Raw genomic sequence first — 12,469 nt, 5'->3', positions numbered from 1 at the left:
TTGCTTTCTTGTTACATCTTTCGTACAATTCCCGGTTTATATACAAAACAAAGAGTGTATTATGTATAAAACCGATCAAGCAGGGAGGGAAACAAAATGACAATGCACGGACACCGCTCCGCGGTTCACGATAACGAAATCCGCAAGGAGCGCGACGCTTACGAGGCGGAAAACAGCCAGAAGCAGGCGCGGCTCAAAGAGGAAGTGGACAAACACAGGGAGCATGAAAGGGAATCCCGGGAATCCCAAAAATACGAATCTGAAGAAAAAGAATAACACAAAAGCCGCCCTTCACATTGGGCGGCTTTTGATATTTGCAATCAAACTCCACGGCTTCATACGCCGGGATTGTTTTATGCTTTCGAAAGCTTGACTACTTTTACAGGCGTATCACAATGTCCGCATTTGTACTCGTTTTCCGAAGCCTGGTCCATTGACCGGAATTTACATATAACCCTGCATTTTGGACACACGCCATAGGCTGTGAGTTCTCCGCGATAAAAGGTTCGGTCCGCATAGCGCTGCATAACGATGCACCTCCCTGCAATGATAATCAACACCAGTGTTCTGTCGTCCTGCGCAAGACACCTATACCATAGCATGGCCCTTCCAAAGAAGCAAAGCCCAGCCGCAGCAGAGAAAGCGCACAAAGCACAGGGAAAGCATGGGAACCTGCGGCAAAACGTTTTGTTCCTAAAACCCCCGGGGAAAACGTAATAATGTAAGAAAATACGCAAAAAGGATCAGCCGCCATGAAAAGGCAGACAGGTTCCGAACCCTTACAGACCGCGCGCTTGCAATCTCCATTGATTTATTACCATTCACGCATCATTTTTACAGAAAAGAAAAACCGTATTCCTGCGGTTTTTCTTTTTGTCCTGAAGGAGGTTCGAAACGAAGTTATCTTAATCAAACGGATTTTCCGTTGGATAAAGCATTCCTTTGGGGCGGTTGAAGGCAATATCCTTCACGCCCAGGTAAGAGAAGATGGTAAACAACGTTTTCCCGCAATGCGCGAATGCTACCGCGCCATGATGCGGATATCTCTTTTCAACCAATACGTTGCGGTAAAAACGTCCCATTTCCGGGATGGCAAATATGCCGATGCCGCCAAAGCTCCCTGTCCCAACCGGCAGGACCTCTCCCTGCGCGATGTAGGATTTCACCTCTCCGCCAGCCGTACTCTGCAACCGGAAGAAGGTAATCTCACCCGGAGCGATATCCCCTTCAAGCGTGCCGCGCGTAAAGCCCGGCTCGTCCCCGTTTTCCAGCAAACGATTCAAAATCAGCTGGTATTTGACCGCTCCTTTGGAAAGCTTGCACAGCGGAGTATTCCCGCAATGGAAACCCATAAAGATATCCTTTAGCGTATAATCGTACTTACCTTTGATCTCTTTTTGATACAGGTCCTCGGGCACGGTATTATTGATATCGAGGATCGTGACGGCATCCTGCGTAACGCATGCGCCGATATATTCGGAAAGCGCTCCATAGATATCTACCTCGCACGCGACTATATATCCTTGCGAGGTCATCCTGCTGTTAACATAGCAGGGCTCGAATCCAAATTCTTCCGAAAAAGCAGGCCAGCATTTATTGGCAAACGCCACATAATCGCGGGCTCCCCTGTTTTGCTCCGCCCAGTCTTTGAGCGTCAGCTCAAACTGCGCCATACGCGGCAGCAGGTCTGGATAGGTGTTTCCTTCCCCAAGCTCCTGTTCCATGTCCTTCACTACGCCTGCAATACGCGTATCGTCCTTATGGGCGCGGTAGGCAATCAGCAGGTCAAGCTCAGAATTTTCCTGGATTTCAACGCCCAGATCATAAAGCGGTTTGATTGGCGCGTTGCACGCAAAAAAGTCTTGCGGGCGCGGCCCAAACGTGATGATTTTCAGGTGTGATATGCCTATGAGCGTACGCGCCACCGGAATAAACTCCGCAATCATTTGCGCGATATCCTCAGCACTCCCCACCGGATAGGAAGGAATTACCGCCGGTATGTTTCGCAGCCCAAGGTTATAGGAGCAGTTCAGCATTCCGCAGTAAGCGTCTCCGCGCCCGTTCATCAGGTCGTCCGCTGCTTCCTCCGCGGCTGCCGCATACATCACCGGCCCGTCGAATTTCTGCGCTATCAGCGTTTCCGGCGTCTCCGGCCCAAAATTACCCAGAAACACCACCAGCGCGTTACAGCCCGCCGCGTTTACTTCATCCACGGCCTTTAACATATCGGTTTCATTTTCTACCGTCGTCTTTGCTTCAAAAATATCGCTTCCACGTCCGGCGCACGCGTTTGTGATCGCTGCCCGGCGGCGTTCTGAAAGCGAGATGACAAAGCAGTCGCGGCTCACCGCGATGATGCCAAGCTTTACCTGTGGAATATTTGAAATTGTGCTCATCGATTTGACCTCCTATTTGTTTACAGGGCGATATTCTCGCCAACCAGTCCTATAAAAGCGCCGTCCTTATCAAGCCCGCTCTGCGGGTGGGCGATCAGCCACTTGTTTTTTGCGAACAGAAGCGCGTCTTCCCCCTCTTTTTGCGGCGCCTGTGAAAGCGGGAGATTGGTATTCTGCGGCAGTACCACCACGCAGCGGAAGCCTTGCCCATTTACGCCGCACGGCGCATAATGCAGGGCCGTTGCATAAAGCTCCACCGCCGTTGCCGCGGGCACCAGGAACGCCTCGATTTTTGAGGTGTCGTAGGTATTTGTACTGCGGTCAATGTCCTGCTCCATCCCAAGCAGCAGCACGAGGTCTGTGCACGCAATGTCTATCTCGCTCGACCGGTGATATTCAAGGGCGTTAAGCATATTGTTTTTTCCATTACAATAGCCTACCTGTATAGGCAGCTCCCCATAGACGGAATCCCTAAGCTCCTTTGCTGCGGCAAGCTTTTCCAGTTCTTTGTCGCCCGGCTCGTAGATTACATCGTCAGGCATCGGCGTTTTTTCCATTGCTTTCAGCAGCTCTTTGCCGCCTTTAAATTTCAGAACCCTGCCGTATTTGGCAAACTGCGGCGAGGTAATTGGTAAAATATTCATTCATTTGTCCCCCTTCTAAAAAAAGAGGGAAAAGCGGCGTTGCCTTCCCCTCCCGATGACAGATTGTGTTTTGAAATTTTCCAAGCGAAACGTCAGCCGTTCAAAAGCAGTTCCATCACATACATTTCAAGCTTTTCAAAGTTTTGTTCCCTGACGCATTCCTCCTGAAATTTATAATCAAATTTCCTGACCTTTTCAAGCAGCAGCTCAAATATTTTCTTGCTGTTGATAATGTGGCGGTAGCAGTCGCTTGCTGGCTGGGTACGCATGGATTTTACATCAAGGCCCACACATTCGCCGTTGTCGCCAAAATTATTTTCGTATAGCACCTTCACCTGGTTAAACGCAGCGCGGATGTTTTCCACTCCAAAGGTCTTATCCTGATCGTAGCGTATGCCGTTTTGATCGTTGAGGTGTACGCCCCATAATTTTCCAAACGTGATGGCAAGCGCCATATCATCCGCAGGATCAAGCCCTGCCAATATGGAATGCGCGCTTTCGATACATACGCCCACACGGGACGGATCAACCGTATTTGCGCCGACTGTAAGCGCGTGGCCTACCGTGCCGCAATAGCTCCTGTCGATAGGCTCGTTCGGCTTGGGCTCGATCAGTATTTTGATACCCGGATCGTATTCCAGAATGGTATTGAACGCGTCCCTCATCTGGATGATTTTTTCTACAGGGTTTTTCCCTTCGGCACAAAGCGTACCTTCCCTTGCAAGCCAAAGCTGTATCTTATCCGTACCAAGCGCCCGTGCGATATCAACCGACCGCAGCGACCTCCAGATCGCAAAATCATAATCCTCTTTTTTGCTTGCCGTAAAGCCTCCGTCGTTGGTATGCGCGTCAAACCACAGGCGGGGTGCGACGAATTCCGCAAACAAGCCGTCTTTATCAAGCGTGGCCTTCAAATCCTTCGCATAATCGACGATCGCTTTCTCCGACATATTATTGATATCCGGAACCGCATCGTCGTCATGAAACTGTACGCCATCCATGCCGATTTCTGCAAATGTTTTAAGCTTTTCCTCCAGCGGAATCGAAGGACGAATCCCCGGACCGAATGTTTCGTTGCCTTCGTGGACATTCCACGGGCCAACGGTAAATCTGAATTTTGCCATAGTGCAATTTTCCTCCTGCCTGTATTTTGTTTTATCAATGAAAAAAGAATAAAGTTAACTTTATTATCATTATATGCACTCCTGCAAAATTCATGCTGACAGCTTTGCTTTTTTTTTAAGACACCATTGTTTATTCCATGAAAAAATCCTATATTTTATCGCATATCCAGTGGTTTTGATTGTTCCCTTTTTTTGTCATTCGCTTTCATTTTTCTTAATGGCCTTAAGTGCGCGGCCCGCCTCCATCATAATGTGCTGCTCGCTGCATTCCGAAACGTCCTCCTGCCGTCTTTTATTGGTTTTCCTGTACTCCGTCGGCGAGCAGTGGAATTCATCCTGAAACGCCTTGTTCAGGTACTTGTAATCCGAAAATCCACATTCCATACAGATATCGATCAGGTTCAGATCCGTATTCAAAAGCAGGTTTTCCGCTTTTTCCACGCGGATGCGCCGTAAATATTTCTGGAAGGAGATACCAAGGTAGTTTTTGATAAAGTGCGAAAGATAATACATATCCAGCTTTTCTTTATGCGCAATCTCCTTGAGTGTGATCGGATACATAAAATTATCCTTGATGTATTCTATGATATGCCGCATCCTGTCCATGTTCCGGCTTTCTGCGTTCACGGTTTTTTCGTCCAGCAGGATATAGTTGTCATACTGGATCATCGTATAAATCATATGGTTGAGTATTGCCATCATTTCGATTGGATGGCCGTCCTTTTTCTGCGTATAACAGGTGACAATGTCTATCATGCACTGGCGCAGCCTGTTCCAGTACTCGTAGGATTTCTCCTTGATGATATGCTTGTGCCGAAACCGCACATGGGTTATTTTGGGATAATAGGCCTTGCACAGGTCAAGGTCGAACTGGATTACAATAGACATATTGTTCTGGTCCGTATGCCGCAAACTGTGTATTTCATTTCTGTTGCATAAAAAGATATCATTTTTACGCAGCAGGTGGCGCTCCTTTCCATCGTCAAGGCTCATGCTGCCGTCAAGCACCATCATGATTTCCATATCGCTGTGGAAATGGTATTCCCGCTGATTGATCACCACGACAAAGGTCTTCAGGCTGGTTCCCTTGATGTGCGTTACGAATTCATATTCCATAGGACATACACCTCACACGTTTTTTCTACAGCATATCAGCAAATGGTAACGGGATTATTCCCCGTTCATATCTACCCAGACCGCGCCCGCTTCAGAGCTGTCCACGCATTTGCTTAAAAACCGCACTCCTTCAATCCCCATATCGATCGTCGGATAGCCGTAGCTTTCCTCCACGACTTTTTTGCCGGAACGCCGGTCGCGCAGGGCAGCGCAAAAATCCCGGTAGATATTAGCAAACGCCTCCGTCAGCCCTTCCGGATGCCCGCATGGCACACGTACATACTTCTGCGCCTCCGGCGTTAAATATGCCGCCCCGCGGCTGTAGACCATCGGCGGCTGTCCGCGCAGCGAAACCTTCAGGTAGTTGTTTTCCTCCTGCACAAATTCAAGCGTGCCCTTTTCCCCAAAAACCCTGATTTTAAGCGCGTTATCAAACCCGATCGCCACCTGTGAAGTCCAGTACATTCCCGACGCGCCGCCATCATATTTCACAAGCACCTCGACGTTATTGTCCAGCACGCCGCCAGTTCCAAACACGTCAAGATTGCAGCACAGCGAACTGATGCTCAGCCCTGTCACATAACTAACCCAGTTTTCAATATGTGTTCCAAGGTCCGCCACGCACGCTCCCCTGCCCGACAGCGCCGGATCCGTCCGCCATGGTTTATTCTCCTCCGTCACATTTTCCAGCGAGTCAATCAGCCAATCCTGCGGATATTCGGCAATCACCATACGTACTTTTTCGATTACGCCGTTGCGGAAAAGCTGGCGCGCCTCGCGCGTCATGACATGCCCCGTATACGTATACGGCACGCAAAACAGGCAGCCTTTTTCCTGCGCGAGCCGTTTGAGTTCCTCACCCTGCTTCACCGTGAAGCACAGCGGTTTTTCGCATACCACGCTGATGCCCTGCTGTAAAAACAGCTTTGCCGCAGGATAATGAAACCGGTTGGGCGTAACGATATCCACCCAGTCTATTTTATCCTCCCGTGCGCCTTCCCTTTCGGCCATTTCTTCAAAGGTCCGGTAATTGCGCTGTGTGTCTATTCCAAGTTCTTCGCCTGCCTGCACGATTTCTGCTTCAATATTCGAAAAACATCCCGCCACAAGCTGCGCTTCATCGTTCAGGCGAATCGCCGCCCTGTGCACCGCGCCGATAAACGCGCCCGGCCCGCCGCCGACCATCCCGTACTTTAGTTTTGTCATTTGCTTATCCTCCCGCCTATGTTTGTTATGATTTGTCTTATATGTTTGCGTTCTTTCCCCGAAACCGTTGTTTTCGTTTTTTACAATGTTATAATAAAATTATCATCTGGACGGAACGCTGCACGCGTCCGCAGACGAACCAAAGAGAGTGAGGGTTACATACAATGGAAAAATTACGTTTTGGAGTCATTGGCGCCGGCGGAATTGCCGACCGTCGTACCCTGCCGGGCATGATGGACGCGAAAAATGCCGAGCTTACAGCCGTTATGGAGGTTTCCGCCGCAGACGCCGAAAGGCTGCGCGATAAATACCATGCCAAACGCAGCTATACAAACGAGCATGAGCTTCTTGCCGATCCTGAGGTGGACGCCGTTTATATCGCATCCCCCGTCACCTTCCATGGAAGACAGGCAATCGCCGCAGCGGATGCGGGAAAGCACATCCTGATTGAAAAGCCTCTTGCGATGTCCAGCGAGGAAGGGCAGCAGGTACTCGACCATTGCGAGAAAAAGGGAGTCCGGATCGCCGCGGGGCTGATGATGCGTTTTGGTTCGCATATCATGGAAATGAAACGCGCCGTCCAGGACGGACGCATCGGCCAGGTCGTATCAGGCTATTCCCAGTTCACGCTTTGGAACCCTGATATGGAAGGCAACTGGAGGCAGGTAAAAGCCATGTCCGGCGGCGGGTGTATGATGGATATGGGCGTGCACACGATAGACCTCATGCAATATATCACCGGCAGCCGCGTCCGGCGCGTTGCAGCCATGAACGACACGGTAGTGTTCCACTACGACGTTGAGGATTCCTCTACTGTTTTGCTCGAGCTTGAAAACGGCGCGCAGTGCGTAATCCAGACAAACTTCAATATTCCTGACCAGGCTGCAAAATGGCGGGTTGAGCTTTTTGGTACCAAGGGCCGCCTGATGGGCGAAAACGTAATCGGCCAAAACGACGGCGGCAGCCTGAACGCACTGTATCTGGAAAACGTTGGCGGTTATGATCCCAAACAGGATCACAACGCGTTTACCGGCGTCGATATCGCCGGCGATTTTGGCAACATGTACACGCGCGAAATAGAGAGCTTTTCAAACTCGATTTTAAAGGGCCTTCCCCTTGAGGCTCCGGCAAGCGACGCTGTACGCGTGCAGCGCATCATGGAGGCCGCTTATCGCTCCTCAGAGGAAAATGTGATCATTCATATCGATTAAGGGAATTGTCCTTTCCATCATACTATACAAGGGCCATTCTGACCAGACTGCCGCAATTCCGGCAGTCTTTTTTCTTATCCTTCAAGCCCCTGCCTCTTTTACAAAACAGCCTTCCCCCTCCATGGAGGGAGAAGGCCTTTTGTCTCAATGCCTGCGCTGCCGAAGGCGCTGTTTTATCCTTCTTATTCTTAATATGCTGTTTTTGTCTTCAGCGCTTCTTCCACGTTTGATTTATCGATCTCTTCAAATCCGGTGTCAATGTAATGCGTATCGTCTCCCAGATCAACGCTCGTATCGCCCTTGATGATTTTGTAGAGTGTCTCGATGCCGATTTCGCCCATCTTTGGATAATTCTGTCCGATCAGCTGGTCTACCATATCGAGCTGTACGAATTGCAGCATAGGATAAGCGCTGTCAACAGAGATAACCTTGCCTCCGTTTGCCGAGAATTCCTTGAGCTCAGGAGAAGAATCCGGATCTGCAAAGAGCGGCCAGCCGCCGTCAAAGAACCAGCCTGCGAGGTCCGGGTTTGCTGTTGTAAACTGGGCGACAACTTCAACAGATTTCTGTACGTCGTCCTCGCCGGTCTGCACGGGGAGTACTTCAATGTTACTTCCTTCTACAGCGTCTTTGAAGCCTGTGATCCTTTCCTCAAGGTTTGGTGCTCCGAGCACGCCTGTCAGGATTGCTACCTTACCGCCGTCCGGCAGTGCTTCGAGCATTTTTTCGCCGCCCAGCTTGCCGATTTCATAGTTGTTGGTTCCTGCATAAAACGCTCTTTGCGAATCCGGCGAATCTGAGTCAAACGTTCCAACCGGGATGCCCGCCGCAACCGCTTTATCAATCACGTCCTTCAAAGCGTCCGCGTCGTTGCAGCTGATAAGGATGCCGTCAACCTTCTTCTGGATCAGGCCTTCAATTACGTTAACCTGCTCTGCAGCGTCCGACTTTGCCGGCCCAACCCATTCCATGTTGATCCCAAGTTCTTTCGCTTTATTCTCTGCGCCAACCTTTGCGTCAATAAAGATCGAATTATCCAGGGACTTTGGAACCACTGCGATCGTAATGTCTCCATCCGCTTTTTCAGCTCCCGCTCCGCCAGTATCCGAGCTTGCAGCCGGAGCCGCCGAGGATTCCGCCGGGGCCGACGACTCAGCCGGTGCGGATGATTCCGTACCCGGCGCGTCCATCGAGCAGGCTGCAAGTGCAAAAACAAGCACCATGACCAAAGCGCATCCCAATATCCGTTTCAGATTTCTTTTCATAATTTTTTCCTCCTAGTATAATTTTTCCTCTGTTTCAAGAGAAATTATAAATCCGTATTACCGTTTTGAAGAACGCAGCTTATCAAATGTAACTGCCAGTATGATAACGATACCAAGCACCGCCTGCTGCCAGTAAGCCGATACGCTCAGCAGCACCAGCCCGTTTCGCAGTACGCCCATAATCGCCGCGCCGAGTATCGGCCCCGCTATGTTGCCCGTGCCACCGTTTACGCTCGCGCCGCCAATGATAACCGCCGCGATTGCATCCAGTTCATAACCCTGCCCCGCTGTGGATTGTGCTACGCCAAGGCGCGCCGCCGTCGCAAGGCCCGCAAGGCCTGCAAGAAGTCCGCTCATTGCAAACACAAGAATTTTAACCCTGTCCACATGAACGCCCGATACACGCGCGGCTTCTTCATTTCCGCCAATCGCGTAAATCCGTCGGCCCACCACTGATTTATGAAGTAAAATGCCAAATATGATGGCCACAACAATCAGCAAAATGATCGGCGTGGGGATTCCTGCAATGTAGCCCTGTCCAATAAACTTAAAACCGTCCGGTAATTTATTGATGGGGTATCCGCCTGTGATGCCGTAAGAAAGCCCGCGCGCAATGCTCATGGTGCCCAGCGTCGCAATGAACGGAGGCAGCTTGAGCTTTGTTACAAAAAGGCCGTTCGCAAGGCCGAATGCAAGACCTGCCGCGCAGCCCATTACAAGGCCGCCAAGCGTCCCCATTCCCCAGTTTGCCATCGCCATGCCGCCAACGACGCCGGAAAACGCAAAGATCGAACCAACCGAAAGGTCGATACCCGCGGTAATGATGACAAGGCATTCGCCGATTGCCATGATTGCCGTAAACGAAAACTGCCTGAATACCGAAAGCAGATTATCCGAGGACAAAAACGCACTTCCGGTTGTGATCGTGAGCACGGCGCAAAGCGCTACGAGAATGATCACAATACCAAATGATGCCGAATTCTTGAATTTCACAAAAATATTAGGTGATTTCAACGTCATACTTTCTGAATTTTTCATAAATATCTCTCCATCCTTTTCGAATACTTTTATGCCTGCTGTGGCTCAGGTTGGTCATCCTGCCCCTGCAGGATAATAGACATAATGCCTTCCTGCGTCGCTTCCTCCCTGGACACGATTCCTTTTATTTTGCCTTCATTCATCACGACGATCCTGTCGCTCATGCCGATTACCTCCGGAAGCTCGGACGATACCATGATGATGCTGACACCCTCCTGTACCAGCGTATTCATCAGCATATAGATTTCCTTTTTAGCCCCAACATCTATGCCTCTTGTCGGCTCGTCCAGAATCAGGATCTTTGGATGTGTTGCAAGCCATTTGGCAATAACCACCTTTTGTTGGTTGCCGCCCGAAAGGTTCTCTGTTTTTTGTTCGATTCCCGGAGTCTTGATCGAAAGCTTTTCCACATAATAATTCGTAACTTTGCTTTCTTCCCTCGATTTGATCAGGTTCCCCTTGCTCACGCTTTCAAGGCTTGCCATCGTAACATTTTCGCGCACCGCCATCCCAAGGATGAGGCCCTGCAACTTTCTGTCTTCCGGGACAAACCCCATACCAAGCGCAATAGAATCGCTCGCCTGATGGTTTCCTATCTTCTTTCCATCTATTGTAATCTCGCCGGAATCCATTCGCTCTGTGCCAAAGATTGCCGCCATCGTTTCACTGCGTCCGGCCCCTACAAGCCCGGCAAAACCGAGCACCTCGCCCCTGTAAAGCGAAAAGCTTACATCCTGTACCGCTTTTCCCGAGGTAAGGTGGCTTACCTCCATAATCTTTTCCCCACGCTGCGCCGACACCTTGGGGAACAGATCGTTGATTTCCCTGCCAACCATCATCTGTATCAATTTTTCTTCGCTGCATTCACCTGCAGGCACCGTATCAATGCACTCTCCGTCGCGCAGCACCGTAATGCGATCCGCAATCTCAAATATTTCGCTCAGCTTATGCGAAATAAATACGATGCCCTTTCCCTGATCGCGCAGTTTGCGGATAATGCCCATCAAAATCTCGTTTTCCCGCTCCGTGAGGGATGAAGTTGGCTCGTCCATAATGATGACCTTTGAATTCACTGAAAGTGCTTTCGCGACCTCCACCATCTGCCTCTGCGCAATCGAAAGATCTTTCACAAGCGTATTCACGTCAATATGGAGGCCAACCTCTTTGGAATACATCGACGCTTCTTTCTGTGTCGTTTTGGAATCAAAAAGCAAACCCTTTCTTTTTTCCCTGCCCATAAAAATATTCTCGCCAATACTCAGGTTCGGCATCAGGTTCAATTCCTGATAAATAATGCTGATTCCAAGCTGTGTCGCGTGCTCCGGAGAATGGATTTCCACTTCCTTGCCGTCAATGAAAACCTGTCCTCCATCCTTTGTGTAGACACCGCTCAAAATCTTCATCAGCGTTGATTTGCCCGCTCCGTTCTCTCCGATCAGCGCGTGTACCTCTCCCGCCTTAATTGAAAAGTTAACGTCATGTAATGCTCTGACGCCCGGGAATGATTTTTCAATGTCTTTCACCCTCAAAACTTCATTGCCCATTCGCTCATCCTCCTCCCACAGCACCTTTATTTATGCCATTCATGTTGGAAAACTATTCTGTTTTTCTCATTGGTAATATTCAATACACCGCTTTTTTCTCAAACCACGGTGTCTCCTGCTGCTTTCGCTGAAACGATCTTGTCCTATTGTATTGTTTCTGTTGTTTTATTTTGAAAAGCGTGACGGGTACTTTTTCCTTTTGTAAAATCAATACCCGGTTTCATTAATCTGATGATATCTTAATTTCCTGTAATCCATATAGACACTTTTGCTATTTTAATAGATACACATTTGCTGATTTTGCGCTTTTTATTTTCGCATTGTTTTGTCATAAAGAACACCCCGATTTTTTTCAGTAGGAAACGGCCCTGAAAGAACCTTCTCTAAAATCAGATCAGTGCGGCTATTTCAGCATTTTGAAGCATATCCTGTTATTTTCCGGTTCTGGAAAGTGGATTTGCGCGGTCATATTTCAAAGGTCGTAATTCATGATGAATTTGCTATTACAGTGATTCATTTTTTGTTTGAAAAGCCAATATGTTTTACAGCCCTAATTCAGACTTCTTTGCTCAATAAAGGCTGCTTTCACAGATTGGGGATATCAAAATCTCATAACCGCAAACAAACTATATAGTCGTTTCCTTATTAATATTATTTACCATATTAATATTATTTACCATCAATGCTTTCCTCCCTTATGTAGGGCAGATTATAATTACGATAACATAATTGGTAAACAGATAGCGAAATTTCGTATACGGGCAAACACGGCACAGGAAGATTTGTCAGCTCGGTTGCAGACAAAAGGCTGTGACCTGACCAGAAGCGCAGTTGCAAAAATCGAAGCAGGAACAACGGCATATTTATACTTGTGAAATCAAAGCGATAAAAGAAATACTTAAAGTATCTTATGAGTATTTGTTTA

The 12,469-nt window shown here is 48.9% G+C and carries 11 protein-coding genes; 2 read left to right on the top strand and 9 right to left on the bottom strand.

Features of this window, described 5'->3' with window-relative positions; all coding sequences use genetic code 11:
- Positions 1–96: 96 nt before the first annotated feature.
- Complete coding sequence (locus tag CHK_RS10980; RefSeq protein WP_046444087.1) at positions 97–276, top strand: hypothetical protein; 180 nt, start codon at positions 97–99, stop codon at positions 274–276.
- Positions 277–353: 77 nt separating this feature from the next.
- Here the strand turns inward: CHK_RS10980 and CHK_RS16375 are convergent, their stop codons facing one another.
- The 6 genes from CHK_RS16375 to CHK_RS10955 all read right to left on the bottom strand — a co-directional run bounded on the left by CHK_RS16375 (position 354) and on the right by CHK_RS10955 (position 6,486).
- Positions 354–527, bottom strand: a complete 174-nt coding sequence (locus CHK_RS16375) for a hypothetical protein (protein WP_160295640.1) — start codon at positions 525–527, stop codon at positions 354–356.
- A 378-nt stretch (positions 528–905) separates the two neighbouring features.
- Entirely contained in the window at positions 906–2,396 is a 1,491-nt protein-coding gene (locus CHK_RS10975) for an L-fucose/L-arabinose isomerase family protein (protein ID WP_046444086.1), read from the bottom strand.
- Positions 2,397–2,416: 20 nt separating this feature from the next.
- On the bottom strand, positions 2,417–3,040 hold the full coding sequence (locus CHK_RS10970) for a DUF4867 family protein (RefSeq protein WP_046444085.1): 624 nt from the start codon (positions 3,038–3,040) through the stop codon (positions 2,417–2,419).
- Positions 3,041–3,132: 92 nt separating this feature from the next.
- Positions 3,133–4,164, bottom strand: a complete 1,032-nt coding sequence (locus tag CHK_RS10965) for a TIM barrel protein (RefSeq protein ID WP_046444084.1) — start codon at positions 4,162–4,164, stop codon at positions 3,133–3,135.
- Positions 4,165–4,359: 195 nt separating this feature from the next.
- Complete coding sequence (locus tag CHK_RS10960; RefSeq protein WP_046444083.1) at positions 4,360–5,280, bottom strand: helix-turn-helix domain-containing protein; 921 nt, start codon at positions 5,278–5,280, stop codon at positions 4,360–4,362.
- A 54-nt stretch (positions 5,281–5,334) separates the two neighbouring features.
- Complete coding sequence (locus CHK_RS10955; RefSeq protein ID WP_046444082.1) at positions 5,335–6,486, bottom strand: Gfo/Idh/MocA family protein; 1,152 nt, start codon at positions 6,484–6,486, stop codon at positions 5,335–5,337.
- A gap of 164 nt (positions 6,487–6,650) precedes the next feature.
- Between CHK_RS10955 and CHK_RS10950 the strand changes: the two genes are divergently transcribed.
- Positions 6,651–7,697 carry a Gfo/Idh/MocA family protein gene (locus CHK_RS10950; RefSeq protein ID WP_046444081.1) on the top strand — a complete coding sequence of 349 codons (1,047 nt, stop codon included), beginning with the start codon at positions 6,651–6,653 and terminating at the stop codon, positions 7,695–7,697.
- Between the two features lie 188 nt (positions 7,698–7,885).
- Here CHK_RS10950 and CHK_RS10945 read toward each other — a convergent pair whose 3' ends face one another.
- Genes CHK_RS10945 through CHK_RS10935 form a run of 3 tightly spaced genes read right to left on the bottom strand, consistent with a single transcriptional unit; the run spans position 7,886 to position 11,544 of the window.
- Positions 7,886–8,962: a sugar-binding protein gene (locus tag CHK_RS10945; protein WP_052740537.1), complete on the bottom strand. Its 1,077-nt coding sequence runs from the start codon at positions 8,960–8,962 to the stop codon at positions 7,886–7,888.
- 57 nt (positions 8,963–9,019) lie between these two features.
- On the bottom strand, positions 9,020–10,000 hold the full coding sequence (locus CHK_RS10940; RefSeq protein ID WP_082103526.1) for an ABC transporter permease: 981 nt from the start codon (positions 9,998–10,000) through the stop codon (positions 9,020–9,022).
- A 29-nt stretch (positions 10,001–10,029) separates the two neighbouring features.
- Positions 10,030–11,544 (bottom strand): sugar ABC transporter ATP-binding protein, encoded by a 1,515-nt coding sequence (locus tag CHK_RS10935; RefSeq protein WP_046444080.1) that lies wholly within the window; start codon positions 11,542–11,544, stop codon positions 10,030–10,032.
- Positions 11,545–12,469: the final 925 nt, after the last annotated feature.

Origin of the sequence: Christensenella hongkongensis, from assembly GCF_000981035.1 — a bacterium.
In the GTDB taxonomy this organism is placed as follows: domain Bacteria; phylum Bacillota; class Clostridia; order Christensenellales; family Christensenellaceae; genus Christensenella; species Christensenella hongkongensis.
The sequence above is the reverse complement of the archived record's forward strand: the minus strand, read 5'-3'. Positions and strand labels throughout refer to the sequence as shown.